The organism is Streptomyces sp. NPDC050263 (genome assembly GCF_040655955.1).
Taxonomy (GTDB): domain Bacteria; phylum Actinomycetota; class Actinomycetes; order Streptomycetales; family Streptomycetaceae; genus Streptomyces.
The window spans coordinates 14,838-38,791 of the sequence record NZ_JBFAKW010000039.1 but is presented as its reverse complement, the minus strand read 5'-3'; the positions used below and the strand labels follow the sequence as shown (position 1 = coordinate 38,791).

The 23,954-nt window shown below is 71.2% G+C and carries 22 protein-coding genes and 1 pseudogene; 5 read left to right on the top strand and 18 right to left on the bottom strand.

The genetic code is table 11. The annotated features are described in order from the left end of the window. Positions 1–30: 30 nt before the first annotated feature. Entirely contained in the window at positions 31–897 is an 867-nt protein-coding gene (locus tag AB0J04_RS19530) for an aldo/keto reductase (protein WP_363169731.1), read from the top strand. Between the two features lie 14 nt (positions 898–911). On the opposite strand, the gene AB0J04_RS19525 is transcribed toward AB0J04_RS19530, so the two are convergent. The 14 genes from AB0J04_RS19525 to AB0J04_RS19460 all read right to left on the bottom strand — a co-directional run bounded on the left by AB0J04_RS19525 (position 912) and on the right by AB0J04_RS19460 (position 17,032). Then, the gene (locus AB0J04_RS19525; RefSeq protein ID WP_363169730.1) at positions 912–2,654 is read right to left on the bottom strand and encodes a SulP family inorganic anion transporter; all 1,743 of its coding nucleotides are present in this window, start codon (positions 2,652–2,654) and stop codon (positions 912–914) included. An 88-nt stretch (positions 2,655–2,742) separates the two neighbouring features. Next, positions 2,743–3,546, bottom strand: a complete 804-nt coding sequence (gene ppk2 / locus AB0J04_RS19520) for a polyphosphate kinase 2 (protein WP_363169729.1) — start codon at positions 3,544–3,546, stop codon at positions 2,743–2,745. A 127-nt stretch (positions 3,547–3,673) separates the two neighbouring features. Further along, on the bottom strand, positions 3,674–5,407 hold the full coding sequence (sulP, locus tag AB0J04_RS19515) for a sulfate permease (RefSeq protein ID WP_363169727.1): 1,734 nt from the start codon (positions 5,405–5,407) through the stop codon (positions 3,674–3,676). A 6-nt stretch (positions 5,408–5,413) separates the two neighbouring features. After that, entirely contained in the window at positions 5,414–5,617 is a 204-nt protein-coding gene (locus AB0J04_RS19510) for a hypothetical protein (protein WP_363169726.1), read from the bottom strand. Between the two features lie 374 nt (positions 5,618–5,991). Then, positions 5,992–6,435 carry a hypothetical protein gene (locus AB0J04_RS19505; protein ID WP_363169725.1) on the bottom strand — a complete coding sequence of 148 codons (444 nt, stop codon included), beginning with the start codon at positions 6,433–6,435 and terminating at the stop codon, positions 5,992–5,994. A gap of 45 nt (positions 6,436–6,480) precedes the next feature. After that, entirely contained in the window at positions 6,481–6,924 is a 444-nt protein-coding gene (locus AB0J04_RS19500; protein ID WP_363169768.1) for an SHOCT domain-containing protein, read from the bottom strand. Between the two features lie 229 nt (positions 6,925–7,153). After that, positions 7,154–7,426, bottom strand: a complete 273-nt coding sequence (locus tag AB0J04_RS19495) for a hypothetical protein (RefSeq protein ID WP_363169724.1) — start codon at positions 7,424–7,426, stop codon at positions 7,154–7,156. Between the two features lie 17 nt (positions 7,427–7,443). Then, complete coding sequence (locus tag AB0J04_RS19490) at positions 7,444–8,124, bottom strand: DUF308 domain-containing protein (RefSeq protein WP_363169722.1); 681 nt, start codon at positions 8,122–8,124, stop codon at positions 7,444–7,446. Between the two features lie 141 nt (positions 8,125–8,265). After that, on the bottom strand, positions 8,266–8,463 hold the full coding sequence (locus AB0J04_RS19485) for a hypothetical protein (RefSeq protein ID WP_363169721.1): 198 nt from the start codon (positions 8,461–8,463) through the stop codon (positions 8,266–8,268). A 145-nt stretch (positions 8,464–8,608) separates the two neighbouring features. After that, entirely contained in the window at positions 8,609–12,517 is a 3,909-nt protein-coding gene (locus tag AB0J04_RS19480; protein WP_363169720.1) for a hypothetical protein, read from the bottom strand. Positions 12,518–12,573: 56 nt separating this feature from the next. Further along, the gene (locus tag AB0J04_RS19475) at positions 12,574–13,536 is read right to left on the bottom strand and encodes a hypothetical protein (protein ID WP_363169718.1); all 963 of its coding nucleotides are present in this window, start codon (positions 13,534–13,536) and stop codon (positions 12,574–12,576) included. Positions 13,537–13,540: 4 nt separating this feature from the next. Further along, positions 13,541–14,464, bottom strand: a complete 924-nt coding sequence (locus AB0J04_RS19470) for a MoxR family ATPase (protein WP_363169717.1) — start codon at positions 14,462–14,464, stop codon at positions 13,541–13,543. An 8-nt stretch (positions 14,465–14,472) separates the two neighbouring features. Beyond that, a complete protein-coding gene (locus AB0J04_RS19465; protein ID WP_363169716.1) occupies positions 14,473–15,741 on the bottom strand; it encodes a toll/interleukin-1 receptor domain-containing protein in 1,269 nt (422 codons plus the stop codon). A 43-nt stretch (positions 15,742–15,784) separates the two neighbouring features. After that, positions 15,785–17,032, bottom strand: a complete 1,248-nt coding sequence (locus AB0J04_RS19460) for a hypothetical protein (RefSeq protein WP_363169715.1) — start codon at positions 17,030–17,032, stop codon at positions 15,785–15,787. 134 nt (positions 17,033–17,166) lie between these two features. On the opposite strand from AB0J04_RS19460, the gene AB0J04_RS19455 reads away from it, so the two are divergent. After that, the gene (locus tag AB0J04_RS19455) at positions 17,167–18,294 is read left to right on the top strand and encodes a hypothetical protein (RefSeq protein ID WP_363169714.1); all 1,128 of its coding nucleotides are present in this window, start codon (positions 17,167–17,169) and stop codon (positions 18,292–18,294) included. A gap of 118 nt (positions 18,295–18,412) precedes the next feature. On the opposite strand, the pseudogene AB0J04_RS19450 reads toward AB0J04_RS19455, so the two are convergent. From AB0J04_RS19450 to AB0J04_RS19435, 4 genes and pseudogenes are all read right to left on the bottom strand, one after another. Further along, positions 18,413–19,822: pseudogene (locus AB0J04_RS19450) on the bottom strand (FAD-dependent oxidoreductase); the annotation flags it as partial. 67 nt (positions 19,823–19,889) lie between these two features. Beyond that, positions 19,890–20,987: a LacI family DNA-binding transcriptional regulator gene (locus AB0J04_RS19445; protein ID WP_363169713.1), complete on the bottom strand. Its 1,098-nt coding sequence runs from the start codon at positions 20,985–20,987 to the stop codon at positions 19,890–19,892. A 164-nt stretch (positions 20,988–21,151) separates the two neighbouring features. Beyond that, positions 21,152–21,442 (bottom strand): hypothetical protein, encoded by a 291-nt coding sequence (locus AB0J04_RS19440; RefSeq protein ID WP_363169712.1) that lies wholly within the window; start codon positions 21,440–21,442, stop codon positions 21,152–21,154. Positions 21,443–21,518: 76 nt separating this feature from the next. Beyond that, positions 21,519–21,992: a helix-turn-helix domain-containing protein gene (locus AB0J04_RS19435; RefSeq protein WP_363169711.1), complete on the bottom strand. Its 474-nt coding sequence runs from the start codon at positions 21,990–21,992 to the stop codon at positions 21,519–21,521. A gap of 92 nt (positions 21,993–22,084) precedes the next feature. Between AB0J04_RS19435 and AB0J04_RS19430 the strand changes: the two genes are divergently transcribed. The 3 genes from AB0J04_RS19430 (at position 22,085) to AB0J04_RS19420 (ending at position 23,859) form a co-directional block, all read left to right on the top strand. Beyond that, entirely contained in the window at positions 22,085–22,585 is a 501-nt protein-coding gene (locus AB0J04_RS19430; protein WP_363169710.1) for a PaaI family thioesterase, read from the top strand. 192 nt (positions 22,586–22,777) lie between these two features. Beyond that, entirely contained in the window at positions 22,778–23,002 is a 225-nt protein-coding gene (locus tag AB0J04_RS19425; RefSeq protein WP_363169709.1) for a heavy-metal-associated domain-containing protein, read from the top strand. 122 nt (positions 23,003–23,124) lie between these two features. After that, positions 23,125–23,859 carry a DUF1775 domain-containing protein gene (locus tag AB0J04_RS19420; protein WP_363169708.1) on the top strand — a complete coding sequence of 245 codons (735 nt, stop codon included), beginning with the start codon at positions 23,125–23,127 and terminating at the stop codon, positions 23,857–23,859. The last annotated feature ends 95 nt before the right edge of the window (positions 23,860–23,954 follow it).

The following is a 23,954-nucleotide window of genomic DNA, read 5'->3' as shown; positions in this document are numbered from 1 at the left end:
GACCTCGTCCCGACCTCCGAGAGGGAACCGATGACCGCGAGCACGCCCGACCCGCCCGACGTCTTCTCCATCGGAGGCGAATACCGGGTGACCCGGATCGGGTGGGGAGCGATGCGTCTGCCGACCGGACCGGGCCCCGACCGGGCCGCCGCCGTCGCAGTGGCCCGGCGCGCCGTCGAGCTGGGTGTCACCCTGATCGACACCGCCCACCTCTACGGATGGGGCGCCAACGAGGAACTCCTCGCCGAAGCCCTCCATCCGTACCCGGACGACCTGCTGATCACCACCAAGGTGGGCGTCACCCGGACCACAGGCGCCGACGGCTCCGAGGGCTGGGCTTACGACGCACGGCCCGACAGCCTGCGCGCCCAGGTCGAGCAGGGCCTGCGCCGCCTGAGGACCGAGCGCCTCGGCCTGCTCCAGCTGCACCGGATCGATCCGAAGGTTCCGCCGGCCGAACAGATCGGCGCGCTCGACGAACTCCGGCAGGAAGGGAAGATCGGCCACATCGGGCTGTCGGAGGTCACCACCGCACAACTGGCCGCGGCCCGGCGGACCGCCGAGATCGCCAGCGTCCAGAACCGCTACAACCTCTTCGAGCGGGAGGACGAGCCGGTGGTGGAGGCCTGCGAGGCCGCCGGCATCGCCTTTCTCCCTTGGCGCCCCGTCGCCGCGGCGACACCCGGGTCGGCCTCCGTGCTCGACGCCGTCGCCACCGAACTCGGCGCCACCGCCCCTCAGGTCCTGCTCGCCTGGCTGCTCGCCCGTTCCCCGGTTCTGCTGCCGATCCCCGGCACGGCTTCGCCCGCTCGCCTGGAGGAGAACCTCGCCGCGGCAGACCTCCGGTTGACCGAGTCCCAGCGCCGCCGCCTCGACCGCGGGGCCCTCCCCGCCTGACGCGCGCCGACCGTTCAGAGCTGCTCGGGCCGGTCCGGCTGCCCGGGGTGCGCCGTCAGCCACCGGCGGTACGCCGATACCGCGGTCGGCAGCGTCGGGAAGATGTGGTCTGCGCCCACGGAGTCCGCGAGGCCGTACGTCTTCAGGTCGCCCAGGAGGTCCTGCTTCACGCGGGCGAGTGCGAACACGATGCGGCGTCGGGTCAGTTCGCGGCGCAGTTCGTCGACCGCGTCGAGGGCGGTGATGTCCACCTCGACGTTGGCCTCGGTGTTGAGGACGAACCAGCGGACGGGGTCGGTCTGTTCGTCGACGGCGGCCAGGGCGCGGCGCCGGAAGTCCTCCGCGTTGGCGAAGAACAGCGGCGAGTCGTAGCGGTAGACGAGCAGACCGGGGATCGTGCGGGCCTGCGGGTAGTCGTCGACGTCGTGCATGCCGGCCACACCGGGGACCACGCCCTCGACCGCGTCGTGCGGACGGGCCACCCGGGTCAGCAGCTCGGCCACCGACAGACCGACCGCCACGATCACCCCGTACAGGATGTCGAGGGCGAGCACCCCGGCGAGGCAGCCGAGGGCCAGCAGCAGTTCCCGGCGGCGGAACCCCGCCAGCCGGCGGAAGCCCGCGAGGTCGATCATGCGGACCGCGGCGTAGACGACGAGCGCGCCGAGCACCGCGGAGGGGGTGCGTGCGAGCAGCGGGCTGAGGAAGAGCAGCACGCCCAGCACCACCGTCCCCGCCACCAGCGAGTACCCCTGGCTGCGGGCGCCCGCGGAGGCGGCGAGCGCGGTGCGGCTGGCGCTGCTGCTCACCGGGAAGCCGTGCAGCGCCCCGGCGCCGAGGTTGGCCGCGCCCAGGGCGAGGAACTCCTGGTCGGCGTCGAGGCCGGTGCCGTCGTCGTCGGGGGCGGTGAACGCCCGCGCGGTGAGGATGAAGTCGGTGTAGGCGACCAGCAGCACACCGAGCGCGGGCAGGACGAGCCGCGGCAGCTCGCTCAGATCCGGGACGGCGAGCCCCGGCAGGCCGGAGGGGACGTCGCCGATCACCTTGAGCCCGTACCGGCTGTCGAGGTCGAAGGCCACGACGGCGGCGGTGGCGAGGACGACCGTCACCAGCGGGCCGGGCACCACGCGCACGTGACGGGCGACGAGGAAGAGGAAGACGAGGGCGGTCGCGGAGAACACGACGGTGGCCGGATGCGCGTCCGGCAGGTGAGTGACGAAGGACCACAGTTCGGGGAAGAACTCCGAGCCGGACTTCTCCACGCCGGTGAGTTTGGGCAGTTGGTCCATCACCATGATGAACGCCACGCCCGCGAGATAGCCGATCAGGACGGGTCGGGAGAGCAGGTCCGCGAGGAAGCCCAGCCGTACCGCCCGGGCGACCAGGCACAGCAGCCCGACCGTGACGGCGAGGGCCGCCGCCAGCGACGCGTAACGCCCGGGATCGCCTGCGGCGAGCGGCGCGACCACGGTGGCCGTCATGAGGGCGGTCGTGGACTCGGGGCCGACCGACAGCAGCCGCGAGGAACCGAACAGCGCGTACAGCGCCAGCGCCGGGAGGATCGCCCACAGTCCGGCGACCGGCGGCAGCCCGGCCACCCCGGCGTAGGCCATGACCTGCGGTACGAGATACGCGGCCACGGTCAGGCCGGCCAGCAGGTCGCCCGTGAGCCACGAACGCCGGTAGCCCAGGAGCGCGTCGAGCCCGGGCGCCACCCGGCGCCACCCCGAGACCTGTCTGCCCGAGTGCTGGGACATGTGCGGCCCTCCGTCGTCCGGCCTCATGATCCACAGGAAACCATGACCTGACCACGGCCGAGCACCAGCCCCCTCGTGCTTCGGCTGCTCAGAGGCTCGCCGCGTGGTCGGGGACGTAGGTCTGCAGATCGCGCGGCGGACGTTCGTAGCCGGTCGACGCCGGACGCTTCGGCAGTTCGAGAACGGGCGGGGGAACGTCGAGGTACGGCAGCGAGCCCAGCAGGTGGGCGATCGTGTTCAACCGCGCCCGGCGCTTGTCGTCGCTCTCGACCACGTACCAGGGCGCCTCGGAGACATCGGTGTGGACCAGCATCTCGTCCTTCGCCCGGGAGTAGGCCTCCCAGCGGGTGATCGACTCCAGGTCCATCGGCGACAGCTTCCAGCGCCGCAGCGGGTCCTCCAGCCTGCGGCGGAAGCGTTCCTGCTGCTCGGTGTCGCTCACCGAGAACCAGTACTTGCGCAACAGGATCCCGTCCTCCACCAGCATCCGCTCGAAGATCGGGCACTGCCGCAGGAACAGCTGGTGCTCCTCCTTCGTGCAGAAGCCCATCACATGCTCGACCCCGGCCCGGTTGTACCAGGACCGGTCGAACAGCACGATCTCCCCGGCCGCCGGCAACTGCTCGACGTACCGCTGGAAGTACCACTGCGTACGTTCCCGCTCGGTCGGCTTCGGCAGTGCCGCGATCCGTGCCACGCGCGGGTTGAGATGCTCGGAGACCCGCTTGATGGTGCCGCCCTTGCCCGCCGCGTCCCGCCCCTCGAAGACCACCACCAGCCGGGCGCCCGTCGCCCGGACCCACTCCTGCAGCTTCACCAACTCCGTCTGGAGGCGCAGCAGTTCGCTCTCGTACACCTTGCGCGGCAGCTTCGCCGCGTCCTTGCCGGCCATGCCGCCTCCAACGGTCCAAGGTCGAACACCTGGACGCCACCGTACTTTCCGGCGTCGGCCTGCGCACCCGCGACGCGCCTCGGCCGCTGTACCGAGGAGTACGAGACGGGCCGGCTCGCCACCCGGCTCAGGCCGACCGGTCCGTGTCCGAGAGCTTCCGGAAGGCGGCGACGGCGGCCTCCACGGTGGGGAAGAAATGGCTTGGGTCGATGGTGCGGGTGAGTTCGTACCGTTCGATCTTGCGGCGCACGGGGTCCTTCAGTTCGGCGAACACGAGGTGGACGTGTGCGGCGTTGAGTTCCAGGTCGAGTTCCTCCAGAACGTCCGCCGCGGTCGTGTCGACGTCGGTCATCGGCTCCGCCGCGATCACGATCCAGCGCGGCCTCGGCTCCGTGCGCGCCAGCCGTCTGATCCCGTCGCGGAACGCCTTGGCGTTGGCGAAGAAGAGCGGGCCGTCGAACCGGTGGATCACCAGGCCCGGCAGTTGCTCGGCGTGCGGGTAGGAACGGATGTCGTGGTAGCCCTCCAGGCCCTTCACCCGTCCCAGCACGGTGTTGTACGGCCACCAGGCGCGCCGGAACACGTTGAGGACGGACAGGGCCACGGCGATGGCGATCCCCTCCAGGACGCCGAGCAGGGCCACGCCCAGGAACGCGGCGACCGACAGCAGGAACTCCGCCCGGCGCTGCCGCCACAGCCGAACCGTCCCCGGCAGGTCGGCCAGGGACAGCGAGGCGGTGATGACGACGGCGGCGAGAGCGGGCTGGGGGAGGTTGCGGAACATGCCCGGCGCCAGCACCAGCATGACGATGACGAGCGCGGCCCCGACGACTCCGGTGAGTTGGCTCCTGGCCCCCGCCCGCTCCGCCACCGCCGTGCGGGATCCGCTGGCGCTGACCGGGAAGCCCTGGAACAGGCCGGCCGCGAGGTTCGCCACGCCGACCGCGGTCATCTCCTGGTTGCCGCGCACCTCCCGCCCGCTGCGGGCGGCGAACGCCGACGCGTTGGAGATCGTGTCGGCCAGTGACACCAGCGCGATGCCCAGCGCACCGCCGAACAGCGGCGCGAGATCGGCGAGGCGGACGTCGGGGATCGTGAACGGCGGGAAGCCCTCGGGCAGTTCGCCGACCAGGTCGACGCCGTGCTCGCCCAGATCGAAGACCGCGGTCGCGGCGATCGCCAGGACCACCATGACGAGCACCGCGGGGACCTTGGGCAGCCACCGCTGGAGTACCAGGACCAGGAGGATCCCGCAGCCGCCGACCGTGGCGGCGGCCGGCACCGTGGCCCCGTCGGCGAGCTTCTGCACGAGGCCGACGCACTCCCCGATCAGGTTGTCCGCGTCGACCTTGAATCCGAGGAGTTTGGGCAACTGGCCGATGAGGATGGTGAGGGCCAGGCCGTTCATGTAGCCGATCATCGTCGGTTTGGAGATCAGGTCGGCGATGAAGCCGAGCTTCGCCACCGAGGCCAGGATCATGATCGCCGCCACCATGACCGCGAGCACCGAGGCCAGGGCGATCGCCCGGTCGGGATCCCCGTCCGCCGCCACCAGGGGAAGCACGGTGGCGGCGATCATCGGCCCCAGCGAGGAGTCGGGGCCCAGCACCAGGATGCGCGACGGCCCGCACACGGCGTAGCCGAGCAGACAGAGGATCGTCGTGTACAGGCCGGTGATGGCCGGCAGACCCGCCAACTCGGCGTACGCCATGCCCTGGGGCACCAGCAGCGTGGTCAGGACGACCCCCGCGACCAGGTCCTTGACCAGCCACTCGCGCCGGTACGACGAGAGGGCACGGATCCCGGGGACCGCCCGGAGCAGGGACAGCGCCGCGTGCTCGCCCCCCGACTCATCCGGCACTCATGCTCACCCGGCCTCCCCTGACCACTCCGCCGCCGCCGACCGGCCGGCCGCCCCCGACCGTACGGCCTGCCGCGACCGCCTGGCCAGCGACTTGCCCCGTTCCCCTACGCACAGGAGTACGACGGCGGTCAGCAGCGCCCGGCCGAACCGCCTCGCGTCGATCTCGGTCGTCCCGAGGACGAGGCGGAAGCCGTTCAGCCAGGTCACCGCCACCCCGAGGACGAGTCGGGCCAGGGCACCCCGGTTCAGTCGCCTGCTGTCGAACGTGGCGGTGAACGCGGAATCGCCCTGCCTCCGATCCTGCCCGGTCAGGTCCCTTCAGAGGTGCCTAGTGCCGCGGCAGGCAACGTTTGCCCGTCAAGGAGCGGCGTCCGGTGCGTGCTCTCGGTGTGCCGGCCGGAAGTCCTCGTACTGGACGTACTTGGGCTTTCGGCCGGTGCGGCGAGAGTGCGTGCCGGGCGTCGCGACGGGGCGAACGTTGCCTGCCGCGGCACTAGCGGCGCTTCTTCCCGGCCACCGACGGATGCCGGGCCGCGTACGGGTCGGCCGGGAGACCCTCGGGCGCCTCCCGCGAACCTTCTTCACCTGGCGCCCTCGCCGCCGAGGGAGTCGGGGCGAGCCACGCACAGTGCCCAGATGACGAACCCGGAGAAGGCGATCATCACGACCGACCACAGCGGGTAGTACGGCAGGGAGAGGAAGTTGGCGATGATGATGAGCGCGGCTATCGCCACGCCGGAGACGCGAGCCCACAGCGCGGACTGGAACAGCCCCAGGCTGACGATCACCGCGACCGCGCCCAGGGCCAGATGGAGCCAGCCCCAGCCGGTGAGGTCGAACTGGAAGACGTAACTGGGCGTCGTGACGAAGACGTCGTCCTCGGCGATCCCCATGATCCCGCGGAAGATGTCCAGCACCCCGGCGATCATGAGCGTGACGGCCGCGAAGACCGTCAGGCCCTCGGCCCAGTGCCGCTTGGCGGCGTGCGAGTCGGTGTGTGCGTGAGGGGTGGGCGATACAGTCATGGCCTTGCCTCGATTCGCTGTCCTCGGTGTCGTGGGACGGCCTGCTCAGTGGCGTACCGAGGGGCCGTAGTCGCTCAGGACCAGCTCCTTGGCCCGCTGGAACTCCTCCTCCGTGATGTCGCCGTGGGCCTTGATCTCGGACAGCCTGGCGAGCTCGTCCACACTGCTGGACGGACCGCCGGACCCCTTCGCGGTCTCCCGGACGTAGTCGTCGAACTGCTTCTGCTGCGCCTGTGCCTGCGCGATCTCGCGGTGGCCCATGTTCTTCCCCCGGGCGATCACATAGACGAACACGCCCAGGAACGGCAGGCAGATGCAGAACACCAGCCAGCCGGCCTTGGCCCAGCCGCTGAGGTCGTCGTCGCGGAAGACGTCGACGATGACCCGGAACAGCAGCACGAACCACATGATCCACAGGAAGAACACCAGCATCGTCCAGAAGGCGCCCAGCAGTGGAAAGTCGTACGCGAGATACGTCTGCCCGCTCAGCTCTCCGGTCATCTCAGTCCTCCGTTCCGGGCCTGCGCCCGAAAGTCCGTCCCGGGCGAGCGCCCGTTCCGTGCCGTCTTCAGCGTGCACACGGCAATCGGCGGGTGCCTCACCCGCCGAGGGTGAGGTCGGGCGGTTCGCCGCCCTGCCGCCGGCCGCGACCGTACGGCGCGGTGGCGACCGCTCGGTACCAGCCGGTCGCGGCGATCGCCGGTCCGAGTGCGCGGAACTACGACAGGCTGCGCTCCACGGCTGTGGACGTCACCGTCTGGACGGTCCGGCTCAGCGTGACCGTGCGGTCGCCGTCCGGGATCGCGACGGCCTTCTCGAAGCCCTGGTCCACGCGGCGCTGCCGCACCTGTTCGACGACCGTCCCGAGGCCCGGCTCGACCGAGCCGCCGGAGGCCCGGAGCGCGCCCGCCCGCTCCCCGGTGAGCATGATCACGACGGCCGACTGCCCCCGGCGCTTGACGCCCTCCCAGGCCTGGGGGCCCGAAGCCATGTCGCCTCGCGGGTGTCTCAGGCGTGTGAGCCGGCGTCGCCTCCACCGTGCGGACCGGCGACCCCCGCCCGGCGCAGCGCGGCCCGCCAGGCGAGGGCGACCGCCGCCTCGCCCAGACCGAGCAGCACGAGCCACAGACCGAGCAGCCGCGTCAGCGCCCGCGCCGACTCGGTCGGCAGGGCCAGCACGACGATCCCCGCGACGATGCCCAGCACCGCGACGGCGAGGACGAACCCGCGGTGGGGCAGATCCCTGGCGGCGATGGCCGTGTAGAGCGTGAGGATGCCGGACACCAGCCACAGCACGCCGACGATCAGCGAGAGCGCGGCGATCGTCTGGAGCGGGTTGCGCAGGCACAGCACCCCGGCGAGGACGTACAGCACGGCCAGGAGGAGCCCGGTCACCCGTCCACCGTGGTCCTCGCGGGCGAACAGGGCGAAGAGGGAGACGAACCGGAACAGCCCGGTCACCAGCAGATACAGGCCGATGAGGACCGCCAGGACGTGCAGCGTCTCCTCCGGCCAGACCAGCACCAGGATGCCGGGGACGAGCGTGACGACGGCGGAACCGAGGATCCACGTCCACGAACGCCCCAGGGCGGCCAGGACGTCGGCTGCGTCCCCCGCCGCTCCCGGGGCCGCCCCGCCGGGTTCCCGCTCCGGCCCGGAACGCGGTGCCGGACCATGCGAAACGGTCATGGCTCCTCCTCGCACGGTCCGGCGGGCCGGGTCCGTACCGCCGACGGGGCGGTGTGCGGTGACCTGACCGGACCAGTGTGCCGCCCGCCGCCCACCACCGCGTCACCCGCCGGGGGTGAACGGCCCCGCCGCTCGGACCGCTCACTCCGGCAGCCGACGCATCTCCATGAGCCGCAGGCCCAGGTTCTGGCAGCGGTCCAGAAGTTCGTACAGGTGCGCCTCGTCGACGACGGAACCGAACAGCACGGTCTGACCGGACATCACCACCTGCTCCAGCTCCGGGAACGCGCGTTTCAGCGTCTCCGACAGCTGTCCGTCGACGCGGATCTCGTAGTGCATGGGCTGCTCTCCCCGGCGTGGCCTGGGACGGGCCGACTGCGCCCGCTCCCCGCGATGCTCCGCCCGACCCCGCCCCAGGACCTCACCCGGCACAGGTGATACACCGCCGCCGTCGCGAGGACACGACAAGAAAGCAGCCGGAGGATCAAGGGCCCAGGTGCACGACCGTCGCCAAGGCGAGTCCTTGGTCGGAGGAATCCGCGATCGCCGCCCGCACGGCGCGATGCAGTGCGTGAGCCGAACGCTCCGGGCGAACCAGTCCGTCGGGGGCCAGAAGCAGGGTGTACACGATCTCCGCGAGATCCGCGGCGGCCGCGTCCGCCCCCCATCCCGGCAGCCCGATCACGTGGTTGAAGCCGGCGGCCTGGAAGCTGCCGGCCACGGTCCAGCCATCGCTTTCGAAGTCCCGATCACCGCCGTCCGTCTCGCGGATCGAGAGATAGGCCAATGCTCCGGCGGTGCCGGAACGCAGCGCAAGACGCTGCTCCCCGAGGCCGTCATCGGCACTGAACCGCAGCTGGGGGACGCCGTCTTGGAGACGAGTGCGGCCGACGAAGTGGAAGAAGGGATGGTCGGCGAGACGCGCGGTGACGTTCGCGCCCGTGGCCTGCGCGCCCCGCAGGATGCTGGCCTGCGGGACAAGCCGGTGGATTCCGGCGATCTCCCTCGTTCCGTTCGGCAGGTCGTCTGCGAGGACCATGAGGATGCGCTGGTCGTCCTTTCGGCCCGGGTGTCTCTCGCGATGTCGTGCGGTCGTCAGCGCCTGAAGGCTGGAGGTGTAGGAGTGAACCGCGTAGTCCATGGCGATGTTCCGTGGCTGTCCCGCCAGGTGGAGGGGCAGCCTCGTGAACGGGCCGGTGGGACACCACCACACGCGTGGCAGTACGTCGGACGGGTCTCTGTCGGGCCCCACATTCCCTGTGGCGGGGGTCGGAACGTCCCGGTCGGTGCGGTGGGTCAGCCCGAGATGGGAGAGGACCGGCCCCACCGTGCTTTCGCGCAGCCAGTCGAGTACGGACCAGACCACCTGGCCGTCCAGCGGCACGGGGCCGCTGCCCATCGCGTCCCGGTATCTGCCGGCCTGGTCCGTCAGGTCGGCCAGGCCGACCTCGCGCAGCGGGAGCGCCGACACCCCCTGGCGGGTCACGAGCAGCGCGTCGCAGCGGCGGGCGGCGGCGCTGAGCACGACGACGGGACCTTCGCTCGCAGCGACCGCCAACCGGTCGGCGGGTTCGGGGGCGAGGAAGCTCTCGAACCCGGGAATGGCGCGCATCGCTTCGACGAGCTCGTCCAGCCGGGCTTGAACCGGGTCTTGTCGCCGGTGCATCCGCGATGCGATCGGCTTGGGAGTGAGATGGAGGAACGCCCACAGCCGGCGCAGTTCCGCGTCGAGACCGGGCGCGGCTGCCCTGAGCCTGTCCACCTCCGCGCGGGAGCCCTGATGCCAGGCCGACAGCAGGACACTGCGCTGTTCGATGAATTCGAGCGCGCGTTCCGGTGCCCCCACCTCGATCGCGTAGGCGGCGGCCTCCCTGCTCCGCTCCTCCCATGCCCCCATGATGTCCGCCTGCTCACGGCCGGAGGTCAGCAGCACCAGTGGAACATGGCGGGTGACGGCCGCGTGGCTCTGCACGACGTCCTCCCACCGGCCGAGGCGCATCGCCAGGCTTCCCCAGAGGAGTCCTGCTCGGAGACGCTGGAGCGGCAGGGCAACCCGGCTGAAGACGACGTCTCGGGCTCTGCCGGCCGCTTGATGCAGGGACGTGGCCGAGGAACGCGGCGGGCGAGAGAGGAACGCGGCGCGGGCCAGGACGACGGACACCGCCTCCGAATCGGCGTCTTGACGGTCGAGGTCGTCGTGCGGCAGCAGTGAGTGCAACTCCTCCAGGGCACTGCTGAGATCCGTCTGCGTGGGTGACGAGTCGAGCGCGTGCAGTTCGAGCAGGGCGGAGGCGTAGACGGCGGTCCGGGCGGCCTGGTTCGCCGGGCTGAGGGCGAAGGGATCCGCCTTGGTCGCCCTGAAGTTCTGGATGGCCTGCCGCAGCGACTGGCTGTCCCCGGTCTCCCGGTATCTCAGGACGAGGCATTCGCCTTGCTGGACGAGCGCGGTGTACTGGTAGGGCAGCTCCGGGGCATGCCGCGAGCGGGAGACGACGTCCCGGGTGGCTTCGACGGCGCTGTCGAGTGCGGACACAGCCCCGGTCCGGCGGAAACTGTCGAGCAGGCATCGGCTCAGGCCGGTGAGCGCCGCCATCCTCCAGACGGACCTCACGGGAAGGGACTGGGCCGCCTGTTCGGCGAGGGCGATCGCCTCGTCGAGATCCGCCGCCTCCGACAGTACGGCGGACCGTACCCGCAGGACGTCGCTCAGCGCGTGCCGCAGCCGGGCACGGAGCAGCTTGTCGGAGTCAGGGCTGAGCTTGACGGCCGAACGGGACTGCCTCAGCGCCGCGTGGAGAGCGCCCTCAGAGCCGTCCCACCAGAAGCGGGCCATGTGCACCGAGGCGAGCACGCCGGCCCACTCGGCCTGTACGGATCGAGGCTCCTGGGCCGTCGCGGCGAGCTCCGCCAAGCGCTCGGCCCGGTCGAGATCGGCCGGGTCTCCTGTCGTCTCGTAGCGGGCGAGGAGGAGCCGGGCGCGCGGCAGCGCGAAGCCCTGCTGGTCGACGGAGGTTGCGACCACCGAATCCGTGAGTTCCAGAGCCCGACCCAGATCGTTGGCACGCGGCTGGTTCTCATGGGCGACGACATAGGTGCGCAGAAGTTCCGAGATGAGCCGCCCGCCTGCGGCCGGGCCGCCCAGCGGTCGGTCCGACTTGGACACGAGAATGCCCAGCGCCCTGTGCAGCTGGGAGATGTCCCCTGTGTGGCAGAAGAGTTCGCGCTGGGCGGCGCCGAGAACGGCGCCGGCCCGCGTGCTCAGCTCCGAAAACGGGACATCGGTCATGCGCTCGGCGACGCGGACGGCTCGTTCGAGCGACTCCGTCGAGCCGAGGCGAAGTCCGTGGAGACAGAGCGTTTCCGCGGCCTCGCAGCCGAGGCCGGGGAAGTCCCGCGGGTCGTATCCGGCGTCGAGCACCCGCTCGGTGAGTGCGAGGGCCTTGCGGAGGGCTTCGGGGTCGTCCGCACGGCGGGACTCGTCGAGCAGTTCCCGGATCGCCTGGGCCAGCCGCGCCACGAGCTCCGGCTCCACCCCGGGCCCGACCAGCTCGATCAGCGTCTCGTACGGAGTCACCGCCGACGGTGGCGTGGCCGGGGCCGGTGCGTCGATGACGTACACGTGACCCGCACCGGTGCGCAGCTCGACCGGCCCGGTTCCCACATCGAGGCGGACTACCTCGGCCGCGTCGACCCGTGCGGTGCGCACCGTGGCGCCCGAGGTGACCTCGACCACCCGCGGAGAGGTGTCGGGGACGAGGACGGCCGCTGCGTCCCTGCCCCGGACCTTCCCCAGCAGCAGCGCCCTCCCTTCGCGCAGGACGCCGAGCGGGGCTTGCCCGACGACCGCGGCGATGGACGACACTGTGGTGAGGGTGAGTTCGGGAACAGCACCGGGGCCGAGGGACGGAACGTGCGGGCGGGCCGCGTTGGCGAGGCTCCACGCGGTGGCGGTGGACAGGGCCTCGGAGGGCAGCCGCCGCGCCGCTTCGGCGAACCAGCCCGCCAGACCGGACCGGTTCTCCCGGACCAGGGAGTGCAGGGCACGGTTGAGGTTCCGGGTCGCGCCTTCGACATCACCGCTGAGGCTGTCCCACGTGACCTGCTCCTCCAGAAGCAGTGCGGGCGACAGTCCGCGGTGGAGCTCGGTGACGATGTCCATGACCTCGCCGAGCCGCGGTTCGCTCTCCAGCCGGTCCACGAGACCCGCACGCAGAAAGGGCAGGCAGTCCGGGAGCAGCGCGATCGCCTCCGGTGTGCGGGCGCCCACCCAGTCGCAGAACCAGAGATCGGCTTCGGCGCCGACGTCCAGATGAGGCAGCAGCCGCAGCCTGACCGCGCGGATCAGCTCGGGCTCGATGCGGGTGGCGATGCTCAGCACCGTGGCCAGTTCCATCGCACCGGGCGGTGGCGCCTGCGGCAGCTCTCGCGACGGTTCTCGTGGCAGTCCGGTCACGGCAGCCTCACCGAGGCCCGGCCCGCGGTGGTCGTGCGGTCCCAGCTGAACAGCGGCAGCAAGCCCGTCATCCATCGAGGCCACCGCCCCGGCGGGTAGGGGCACAGCGCGACGACACCGCATCCTGCCCGGGTGACAAGACCGACGAAGTGCTCCCAGTCCTCCCGTGTGCCGCGCGCGGGGTCGTCCGGCGGTCCGCCCAGACCGAGGTCCGACAGCAGCAGGACGGGCCTGCCCGACTCGGGGGGAGTGTAGGCGGTGCGCGTCCACCGGGCGCCGGGCCCGGTACCGCGCTGGGGGACACCCGAGAAGTAGCCCACCTCGACCAGATGCGGGCCGACCACGGCGCATACACGTTCGAGGAGTTGATTCTGGTCGCGCCGGAAGGGCTGCATCCCGGCACCTCGGTCGACCAGAACCTGGACTCCGTACCGCATCGTGGGCACGGGCATGCGGGGTAGCCGCCCGACCGGGCGGCCATGGGCGAGCGTGTCGATGAGCGACGGGATGTCCACGGTGCCCTCGGGCACCCGCCGGGAGATCAGGGACCTGACGATAGCGCTGGTCCAGGCGGGAACGAGCAGCGGCAGATGCGGGAGCGGGGCCCGCTCGGACGCCGGCCTCGCGAGTGGTTCCACCGTCTCACCCGGCGTGGGCACGGCCTCGACCCGGACCGGACGGAGCAACGGCAGTTCGTCGGCCGCGTCGACGCCCGGTTCCCGGTCTTCGGCAGGGAGTCTCGGCGGGAGGTCGTGCTCGGGTTCCGGATCCTGCTGCCGGTGCGGGGCTTCGGCCGAAGCCTGCGGACCGACGGGGCCGGGGAACGGGGCGCCACGATCGGCGGGCAGCACGACGCCGGGGGCGAACCCCAGCATCTCCAGCACCTGTGCCTGCTCGCTCTCGGTCCGCGCGAGCGCCAGGGCGCGGACGGCGTCGCCGACCCATACTTGCGAACGCATCGCCTCACCCCTCCTGCTGGGGGGACTTGGCCAGGGTCAGGCTGCGGACGAGGGGCCACTGCGGGTGTCCTGGACGGACGGTCAGCGCGAGGCAGGCGCGCAGGGCGTCCAGGTACTCGGCGGTACTGGGCAGCCGCTCCCGTCCGAGATTCCCGCTCTCCCTCACCTCGATGAGCTCATCGGCGAGGGCGGCGACGAGATCGAGCGTCTCGTCGTCCAGGGGCACGACCTCGTGTCCCAGATGCAGCCTTGCGATCCGCAGCAGGCTCTCGCGAGTGGGGCCGGGCAGGGTGAACGTGACACAGCGTCGCAGGAACGCCTGCGGCAGCTGCCGCTCCCCGTTGGTGGTGATGACGATCAGTGGGGCGTCGACACCTGACTCGCGCCGGACGGGCGTTCCGGTCTCGGCGATGGTGAACTCCTGCGAGCCCAGCGGTACGAGCAGACTGTTCGGGACGTCCGGGTCGGCCTTGTCGATCTCGTCGATGAGGACGACCGCACGCGTCGTCCAGCGTTCCTGATGGAACCGGTCCAGCGGATCACGCCGGTGCACGTCCGGGAGCAGGCCCCCACGGGTGCGGGCGGACTCGGGGGCGAGTGACCACCACAGGACACCGGGGTTGACGTAGGCGCCGTCGTTCAGCCGGCCGCGGTGCACCTGGGCGTCCCCCAGCCTGCGCACACTGTCGAACGTCCACAGCAGGTCCGTGGCCTGGGTCCGGGAGGTGACGACGTGCTCGTAGTACCGCAGGTGGTTTTCGCGTGCGTAGAACGGTGCCAAGGAGGACTTGCCCGATCCCGGCTCTCCGCTCAGCAGCAGCGGCCGGTCGGTGGCCAGCGCGACGTCGATCGCGAGCTGGAGTTCCCGCGACAGGTCGTAGATCGTGCCGTCGCGCGGATCTGGCCCGGGGGAGACGAATCGGGTCACGAGAGCTCCTAGTACGTGCCGGCGAGGCGGTCGGGCAGTTCTCTGAGGCGTCTGCTGCGGAGCTTCGCCGTCTTCTCGACCTCCGCGGTGAGCGGGGGCTCCAGCAGAACCGCGTTGCTGAAGGCGTTCTGGACCTGCTCGTCGGGTGTCGTGCTGCCGGTGGTCACCAGGACGATCAGCCAGGAGAAGGCGCGGTGGAGCAGGTTGACGGCTTCGGCGAATTCGGCGTCGGGCGGGCGGAATTCGTTGATGACGAGGTAGTGGGTCCGGGTGGAGAGGTCGTTCGGGAACATCCTCTCCTCCATGGTGTCGGCGTCGAAGAACTCCTTCCACACCGCGTCCTCCCAGGTGCGGAACCGCTCTCCGACCCGGTCCTCGCCTGTGGGCAGGCTGCCGATCGACTTCGTCTCGAAGCCATGGGTGGCACTGCACGTGGCGCGGCGTATGTACTGCTCGGCTGTGCCGTGCGCAAAGGCGTTGAGCAGGAGGGTCATCGCCTGCGGCGGCTTCTCGGGGGCCGGGAGCACACCGCAGGCGGCTTCCTCGTCGACCCATGTGGCGGTCAGCGCCCCCGTCAGCCGACGGATGGTCTGGTCCTGAAGGGACGGGGCAAGGATGTGCAGGGCCTTCTCCATCCGTTCGGGAGGGGCCACGAGGAACTGGTGGGCGAGGAAGAGACAGCCGCCCTGTGGGGCGGTGACCTGCGGGAGGGAGCCCTGCTCGACGTTGAGTTCGCGCGCGGCGTCGATGAGCAGACTCGGCTGCTTGCGGGCCTCGGACAGATAGAGGGCCAGCTGCCCGAGCCAGAGACTCATCGGGTCGTTTCCGGTGGCCGCCCCGGGCAGCTCGGCGAAACGTCCCAGGACCTGGTCGGCGAGGTTCTTCGCATCCGGCTCGGCGCCTTGTGCGGTACGCGCGAACTGGATCGGCCGGAGTTCCTCCAGGCCCGCCTTCTTCACGGCTCCGGTCGTGAGGCCGTCCAGCAGGACGGGGACGACGAGCAGGGGCGCGCCGAGCGCTTTGCGCCAGATGAGGATGTTGACCTCGCGCCGCACCCAGTCGGAGCGCAGGGCCGCCGTGTTGATCAGGACGACTGCGGCGTCGCAGCGGGCGAGCCAGTCGATGAGCTCGGGCCGCCACTCGTCGCCCGGTTCGATGCCCGACTGGTCCACGAGCGGGGTGTGGCCCCTTCCCCGGAGACCCTCCTCGATCTTCTCGAGAACGGCCACGGCGAACGCGTCGCCCCGGGCGCTGTGACTGATGAACACGTCCCCCACAGAGCAGATTGTGATCCATCGTCAGCGACAGTGCGGGCAAGTCTCACAAACCCGCCTCGAATTCGGTCTTGGCGACGATGATGCGCCAGCGGCGGAGTTCTTCGGTGAGGGTCGACTCGACCCGGACGACCAGCGAACGGAACGAGGCGGCGGATTCCGCGCCGGCCGGTTCGGCGAGCAGACGGCGCAGCGTGTTCTCGTGCCCGAGCAGCTCCTGGCGGGCCTCCCGGTACGACGCGGCCAGTCGCTGCGAAGCGAACAGGTTCTGTACCGCCAGGGCCATGTTGCACAGGGGCGGGAGACTCGCGGCGAGCAGGGCGATGACGGCCGAGGTCCCCGACGGCCCGTCCTCGCCCCGGCCCGCGTGGAGGAGAACGGCGTAGGCGACGGCGACGGCGACCGCCGCCAGGACCGCGCCCTTGGCCGTCCTGCCGAGCCCGTCCTCGGTACGTTCGCAGGTACCGGCGGCCAGTTCGAAGAACAGACTCTGCCGCCTGACGCGGTGGTCGAGATAGGTGCGCATCCGCTCCGCGGTCTCGGCGTCGGCGGGGGGCACGCCCTCTTCCCGGTACTGCCAGACCGCGTCCTGCCAGTGCCGCTCCGTGCCGTCCGAAGCCCGGTCGCACAGGCGGGCGAACGTGCCCAGTTCGGCGGGGCCCGCGGCGGTGAGCAGGCTCAGCCGGGCATCGCGGACCTGCCCGGCTTCCTCTTCGGTCCGCCCGAGATAGGGGCCGACCGACGCGAGGAGGAGGAACATCTCACGGCGGAAGAGTTCTGCCCTGACCCGGCTGGTGACCCATGGCTGGGACGGCTCCTGACTGGTCCACACCGTCCAGACCATGGAGACCAGAAGCAGGCACTCGGCAAGGACGAAGCCGAGGCCCAGGTCCCCGCCCTGCTCCAGGAACACGGTTTGGACGGTCAGACACATCACCGCGAGCGCGGGCAGAGCGGCGAGACGGATCCCGGTCGCCCGGAACCGCCCCTGCCGGTCCACCGGGGTGTCGCCCGGCGGGCGGGGGAGGACGTTCGGGTAGTCGATCGGACGGCGTGTCTCCGGAGCGGGGGTCCATGCCTCACGCCGTGGCTGTCCGACCCGGCGCCGGCGACGGTGTGCCCACTGCCGACCGATCAGATATCCGCTGTCGAGGAGGAGCAGCAGCCAGAGCGCCGCCACCGACGGCAGGACGACGACCAGAACCGATGCCCTGCTCAGCAAGGCCGCCGCGGTCCAGGCCGCCAGGACGAGGCTCCCGCCCGCGACCACCCATATCCGCACCGCAGTCCGCATGCGCACTCCCCCTTCCACCCCCCTGTGTGGAGCGGAGGGCGACCGTACCGAAGATGCCCGGGGCGGGCCCCCGGAACACCGCAACTACTCGGCCGTGGGCCGTCACGCTCAGCGAACTCATGCGTTGAGCAGTCGTGCACACGATCTACTCGCCCGTCGAACGCCTGCTCGTAGCTGACCCGGCTTTCAGCCTTCGACCCCTGCAAGTCGCCCAGCTCACCCGTGGTTGGGCCGTGGATGTCACCGCGGCCGACCTCGACGCACTCGCTGCCTCCGTCGATGCGCCGCGCCGACTCTCGGCCAAACGCGGCTATCTCGGAGAGACCGAGGCCAACGTGGAACTGGCCCGGATGCTCGAGGAACGGCCCGAGGACTTCGGCGCCGTGGGGCAGATCGTGCTGGGCGCGGCGGCAGTTGAGGTCCGGCCCGGTCCGCGGCCGTTCGCCGACACCCTCTTCGTCGTCGGACTCGAGTGCATCGACGGCCTCCAGCGGCTCAGGGTCATCGCCGATCTGAGGGACCGCCTGCCGCTCGAGCACTTGCGGCGGGCCGTCGTCCGTCTGGAGATCCGTTGCGGCGATGAGCGGGCCCGAGCCCGTCGCACCCAGGACTTCGCGGATCGCTGCGTCAACGCGTCGACGGCTCAGGATCGCTTGATCCGGTGTGCGAACATCGTCCGCCTGATGGATGCCGACTGGGAGAAGGGCGACTTCGATCCCCGCCGGGGCGTGACCGCGGGACCTCACGGAATGCGTTTCTCCATGGCCGATGTGACATCCGCCCTGGCTTGTGTGTCGGACGATCCGCACCCGGTCGCGGCGCACCTGGCCGCCACCCCGGCAGGGCAGGAATCTCTGTGGAGTGACCGTAACTCCGGGGTGTACCGGAGCCTTTTCCACGGGCGGATGAGCCCCGTGGGCGTGATGCGCGCTGTCGAGGCATGGCGAACGGCCCGCTCGGCGCTGGACAAGGTGCCGAAGAAGTCCCGGCAGGGCCACGGCCACCTGATCGAGTACGCGCCGGAACTCATCTGCTGGAAGGCCTGCCGCTCGCTGCCCCTGTCGGCGCTGCACGCAGAGTCGTCCTACCCCTGGGATCGGGCCATCGAGGGCGACCTGCCCCGCCGCACGCTTGAGGCAGCGGGATCGCTGGTGACGCAGTACAGGGCGCTGCATCCCGAGCACGGCCGCTCGGGCAACTCCTACAAGGCGGAGGCGCCCAAACTCGAGCTGTGGAGGGAACTCGTGGAGTGCACGGTGTAGCCCTGCGAGGGAGGCGGCAACTGATGCTCGCGACCTCACGGCGGCGCTCGACCGGCGGGTCGTGCCCTCGACGCAGGCCCCGCGCCTGATCACCTCCCGGGCGCCGAGGACACCGACTGTTGGTGATGTGGGTGGTGCCGATGTTCTTGCCCGCGGGCAGCAGGTTCCGGACCCGCCGCGGCACCAGCGCCCCGAGGGGGATCTCGAAGGGCACCGAGCCGATGTCGACGTAGTTGTCGCCGCCGGTCGAGGGATGCAGATCGATGCGGTAGCTGCCGACGCCCACCGAGTCGCGGTGGCGCGTGCCGCCGTACGGGCCGACCAGGTCGATCGCCACATCGTGCTCGGTGACCGTGGTGACGGCCTTGACGCGGCGGGACTCGCGGACGTACGCCGCCTTGGCCAGACCGTCCGCCGTGCCGGTCACGTCCGGGCGGATTCGCAGGCCGGGGAAGCCGGTGCCGCCGTCCGGGCGCGGCGCCTCGGTCTGCAGCCAGTACAGCAGCGACAGCGACAACTGCCGTGCCTCGCGCAGCGCTTCGGCCTCCTGGCCGACGTACGGCTTGAGCCAGTAGTCGTTGAGCGGCCAGTTGACGAGGGTGATGTCGGAGTCGAAGGCGCCCGGCACGTGCAGCTTGCGGGCGAGGACACGGCGGAAGCCCCACAGCTCCTTGTCGCCGGCATCGGCGCTCTGGTCGGCGCAGACGCCGAGCGGGTCGAGATCGGGATTCGGTACGAAGGTCCGTGCCACCGGCTCCAGCGTGCGCGGGTCGGGCGCCTCGAAGCCGAGCAGCGGGCCGGGCCAGAACGCGGGCTGGTAGGCGCGCCAGAAGTCGAAGTCCTCCGGGCGGTCGATCGTGTGGTCCTCGCCTTGGTGGTGGGAGAGCGCGAAGCAGACCGTGATGCCCTGCTGGTTGTGGGGCTGGGCCTCGTCCGGGGCGTGCGGCTCGTCGAACTCGGCGCGGGCCTCGGCCCCGTTCGCATGCTCGACCCCCGCGAGATGCAGGAGCTCGCCCGTCTCCGTGGCGTCCAGGACGTAACGCGCCGAGAGAGTGCGAAGGGTCCCGTCGCGCAGATCCTTCAGGGTCACCGCCCGTACGACATCGTTGTCGGACTGGGCGGAGATCGGCCGGTGCTCGGTGAGCACCGTCAGCCGGCCGGCCGACCGGTGGGGTGCGAGCATGCTCTCCAGGACGGCGAGAGCGACCCTCGGTTCATGGCAGAGCTTGCTGACGCGGCCCGCTCCCGGGTTGAGATCGGTGAGCGCCAGGGCCTCGGCCCGCAGTGGGTACCAGTGGCGGTAGTGACGCCTGATCTCCTCGCGGAGCCGCCGATAGGAGGCGGTCGTGCCGAACCGCTCCACCCACGGGTGCTCGTCGGGCGGTACGGCCTGGCTGGTGAGCTGGCCGCCGACCCAGTCCGTCTCCTCGGTGAGCACGACGCTGCGTCCCGCCCGGCAGGCGGCGAGCGCGGCTGCCACGCCACCGAGGCCGCCGCCCACGACGAGGATGTCTGCTTCGGCTATCACGCTTCTCCTTGCGGCCGGACATGCGGCCGGACATGCGGCCGGACATGCGGCCGGACATGCGGGCGGATCAGGTGCGAAGGGGGTGCGGGCCGGTCGTCGGGCCCGGGCGGAAGACACAGCCGACGAGCGGCTCCCGTGCCTCCTCGCCCGCGACGAGCGCGGCCAGCAGACGTACCGCCGCTGCGCCCAACTGAGGCCTGGGGATGTCGAATCCGGTCGGTGCGGGCTCGCTCGCCAGATCGGAGGGCGGGCTGCCCAGCAGGGCGAGGGACACCTCTGCGGGGCAGTCGAGGCCTGCCCCGCGCACGGCGGCGAGCAGGCCTCGCCAGGCAGCCCCGGTGTCGGTCTCCTCCGCGACGAAGGCCGTCACCCCTTCGTCGGCCCAGGCGCGCAGCCGTTCGGGAGTGAGGTCCCGCGGCGGATCGGCGGACCGGAAGACAGTCGCGGGTCCTGAGGGCAGACCTGCCGCCTCCAGACCCTCCAGGAAGCCACGCTGACGGTCCGCCGAGGCGGGCGCGTCGTCGTCCTCCCGGACGAGGACGATCCGCCGATGTCCCAACCCGGCCAGATGACCCACGACGTCACGGGTGGCCTCGACATAGTCCGCGCCCACCCATGCGACGCCCTCCAACTCGTCGCGGCGGCCCAGGTGCACGACCGGGAAGCCGTCCTCGACCAGCCGCTTGAGCTCCGCGCGGGGTGTGTGCCGGCCGATGAACAGACAGCCGTCGGCGAGCCGGACCCGGCTCAGGGCGTCGGGACCCGCGGCCCCCGCGCCGCCGGTGCTCGACCCGGTGAACAGCACCAGGTCGTAGCCGAGCGCCGCCGCCTCGCGCTCCACGCCGACCAGGAAGGGGTAGTACGAGTGCTGCACATCGGTGGGGAACGTGGCGGTGAAGCTGAAAACGCCGAGGAGGTTGTTGCGGGCGGCGGCCAGCCGCCGGGCGGCCGGGTCGGGCACGTAGCCCAGGCTGCGGGCCGCCTCCAGGACCCGCTGCCGGGTCTCCTCGGAGATGCTGTGCCCCTTGCCGTCGGGCTTCGGGGAGAGCACCAGGGACACGGTCGCCTGGGACACCCCCGCGAGCCGGGCCACCTCGGCCTGCCGCGGCCGTGCCGTTCGTCCGGCCGGCGCGGGCGTCCGGCCGGGCCGCTTCCTGGGTTCCACAGTGACTTCTCTCCCGCCGACGCGTGTCGTTAATGCGTATTAGTTAATGCGCATTACGGGAGACTGCGCCGCCTCGCCCAGCGGGTCAAGGCTTGGGACGGAAGCAGCGCGGAACAGATCGACACTGATCACCGCGCACACCGACGGGCCCGGCTCGACCGACGTCACATGTGCCGTCGACCGACCTGTCGGTACGGCTGGGGGCGCAGGAAGGCGAGGGTGTTCGCCGTTCCCCGGTCGAGGACATCGTCGGCGAACTCTCGGTCGAGGAGGTTGCGCGACAGTCGCAGCGTGCCGACCGGCACGGTGAAGAGCCCGATGGCCCCGCCGCGAGCGGACTGCGGATCCTCGGGGGGCGGACGGGCGACGATCCCGTCCGGCTTGAAGCGCCGGCCGGCCCGCTCGATGGTCCGCTGCCGAGTCGCCTGCTTGTGCTCCTCGGCATGGCGCACCACGGGATCTTTCCCTTCACCCGTGGGACCGATACCCGAGCCCCCGCCCACCCCGGTCCGTGGCCTGGCGTCCGTGATGTCATGCTCCCGGCCTGCGGCCGGTCCCCGGTCCCGGTCGGGCCGTGACCTCCCGGGGGGTGAGGGCGGAGTGCTCGGCCGAGCACTCCACGACGACGCGGACCGGGGCGTCGCAGTCGGTGTGCCGGATGTCCAGCACGGGGCCCTCGGGGTCGAGGGCGTACGTCTCGCCCCACTGGGTCAGGGCCATCAGGACCGGCCACAGGTCCCAGCCCTTACGGGTCAGGCGGTACTCGTTACGGACGCGGCTGCCGGGTTCCTGGTAGGGCGCGGTCTTGAGGATGCCGGCCGAGGTCAGCTTTCGGAGACGGTCGCTGAGGACGGCCTCCGACAGGCCGATGTGGCGGCGGAAGTCGTCGAAGCGGCGGACTCCGTTGACGGCGTCGCGCAGGATCAGCAACGTCCATTTCTCTCCGACCACGTCGAGTGTGCGCTGGACGGGGCAGTTCTCCGTGCTCGCCTCAAGCCACTCCATCCCGTCATCGTAAGGGCCTGGCTTCGTCATTGACAGTCAGATGCGTCGGAGGCTAGCTTCGCTCGAAAAAGTCAGAGGAAAGGTGCTGGGCCGTGGGCCGGACACGCACGTATCAATGGGAGGATCCCGAGATCCTCGCGGAGGCCGCCGGGAGCATGGCCGGCCTCGACTTCCTGCGCGCGATGCAGCAGGGGAGGCTGCCGGGGCCGCCCATCAGCGCCACCGTCGACATGACCGTGGACGAGGTGGAGCCCGGCAGAGTCGTCTTCTCCCTGACGCCGGGGGAGGAGCACTACAACCCGATCGGCAGTGTGCACGGCGGTATCTTCGCGACCCTGCTCGACTCGGCGGCGGGCTGCGCCGTCCAGTCCACCCTCCCGCAGGGCATGGCGTACACCTCGCTCGACCTGACCGTGAAGTTCCTGCGGCGGATCACCGTGGACACGGGCACGGTGCGGGCCGTCGGCACGGTTGTCAGCGGGAGCCGTCGAACCGCCCTCGCCCAGGCCCAGTTGTTCGATGCGACGGACCGCCTGCTCGCCCACGCCACCAGCAGTTGCATGATCTTCCCGGTGCCCGCCCCGCAAGCGTGACCGGGCCGGACTCTCCCCGCCGGCGGGACGCCCGAGGGAGGTGACTCCCTCGGGCGCGGACGTCATCCGCCTCCGCCGTCCCGAGCGAGGCCGTTGAACGCGGTGGGGCCCAGGGCCGTACCCCGTGCCGGGCGGCCCGGGCGCCCTCGGTGGCACCGTCGACGGGGCCGACAAAGGACAGGAGCATCCGTCATGGCTGAGAAGATCTTCACCGTGTCAGGCATGAGCTGCGGCCACTGTGCCGCGGGTGTCACCGAAGAGATCGTGGAGGTACCCGGCGTCTTTGAGGTCGATGTCGACGTCCGGGCGGGGCTCGTGATCGTCCGCGGGGAATCGGTCGACGACGGCGCCGTACGCGCGGCGATCGTCGAGGCGGGCTACGAGGTCGCGGAGGTCGTACGGCAGGCGGCGGCCTGAGCCCGGTCGGCCCCGGCCGACCCCGTGCGTGGCCGCCTGGCCGAAGTGTCCCGCCGTGCGCTTGAATTCAGCTTGAATCCAGCCCTGATCGGTTCTTGAGCCGCCGGCACGAGGAGTTCGCAGTGCACCGCCCGACCTTGGCACCCACCGTGCGCCGTCTCGGCGTCCTCACCGCCGTCGCGTTGGCGGTCGCCGTCGCCACCGCGGGACCCGCCGCGGCCCATGCCGAGGTCGAGGCGGAGGGCGCGCGGGCCCTCGACCAGAACGTCGAGCTGACCTTCTCCGCCGAGTCGGAGTCCGCTTCCGCCGGCATCACCAAGGTGGAGGTGATCCTGCCCGAGGGCCTCACCCCCGCCGACATCACCTACGCGAAGGGCCCCGACAACTGGAAGTTCGCCCCCACCAGCCGGGGCTACACCGTCTCCGGCGCGAAGCTCCCGGTGGGGGAGGACGTCGAATACGTCGTCACCGTACGGCAGTTGCCGGATGCGAAGTCGCTGGTCTTCAAGACGCTTCAGTCCTACAGCGACGGCAAGGTGGACCGCTGGATCGAGCTCGAGGACGAGGAGAGCGGCGACGGCCACGGCCATGGTCACCCCGCGCCCCGTCTCGACCTGAAGGCCGCCGCTCCCGGCGCGACGCTCGTGAGCGCCACCCCCAGCCCTCCGGCGACGCCCACGACGGCCGCCCCCTCGGCCGAGCCGACTGCCGCGACGCCGTCGGCCGAACCCGTCGCCGACAGCACGGACGGCGACGACGGCCTGCCCCTCGCGGTGCCGCTCGGCATCGGCGCGGGAATGCTCGCGGTCGGCGGCGGAGTGTGGTGGTTCAGGAGCCGCCGAGGCGAGACGACCTGAGGCTGCCGGGGCCGACCGGTGATCGGCCGGTGATCCGGGTCACCCGGTGAGGGAGAGCCATATCTCGCCAGGTGGCCCGGTATTGGCCATGCACG

Bases quoted from the DNA above. Each gene is read 5' to 3' on its own strand.
- AB0J04_RS19490 (WP_363169722.1), bottom strand. From the start codon at position 8,124: ATGACCGTTTCGCATGGTCCGGCACCGCGTTCCGGGCCGGAGCGGGAA.
- AB0J04_RS19460 (WP_363169715.1), bottom strand. From the start codon at position 17,032: ATGCGGACTGCGGTGCGGATATGGGTGGTCGCGGGCGGGAGCCTCGTC.
- AB0J04_RS19475 (WP_363169718.1), bottom strand. From the start codon at position 13,536: ATGCGTTCGCAAGTATGGGTCGGCGACGCCGTCCGCGCCCTGGCGCTC.
- AB0J04_RS19485 (WP_363169721.1), bottom strand. From the start codon at position 8,463: ATGCACTACGAGATCCGCGTCGACGGACAGCTGTCGGAGACGCTGAAA.
- AB0J04_RS19525 (WP_363169730.1), bottom strand. From the start codon at position 2,654: ATGTCCCAGCACTCGGGCAGACAGGTCTCGGGGTGGCGCCGGGTGGCG.
- AB0J04_RS19495 (WP_363169724.1), bottom strand. From the start codon at position 7,426: ATGGCTTCGGGCCCCCAGGCCTGGGAGGGCGTCAAGCGCCGGGGGCAG.
- AB0J04_RS19435 (WP_363169711.1), bottom strand. From the start codon at position 21,992: ATGGAGTGGCTTGAGGCGAGCACGGAGAACTGCCCCGTCCAGCGCACA.
- AB0J04_RS19425 (WP_363169709.1), top strand. From the start codon at position 22,778: ATGGCTGAGAAGATCTTCACCGTGTCAGGCATGAGCTGCGGCCACTGT.
- ppk2 (WP_363169729.1), bottom strand. From the start codon at position 3,546: ATGGCCGGCAAGGACGCGGCGAAGCTGCCGCGCAAGGTGTACGAGAGC.
- AB0J04_RS19505 (WP_363169725.1), bottom strand. From the start codon at position 6,435: ATGACTGTATCGCCCACCCCTCACGCACACACCGACTCGCACGCCGCC.
- AB0J04_RS19530 (WP_363169731.1), top strand. From the start codon at position 31: ATGACCGCGAGCACGCCCGACCCGCCCGACGTCTTCTCCATCGGAGGC.
- AB0J04_RS19480 (WP_363169720.1), bottom strand. From the start codon at position 12,517: ATGGAACTGGCCACGGTGCTGAGCATCGCCACCCGCATCGAGCCCGAG.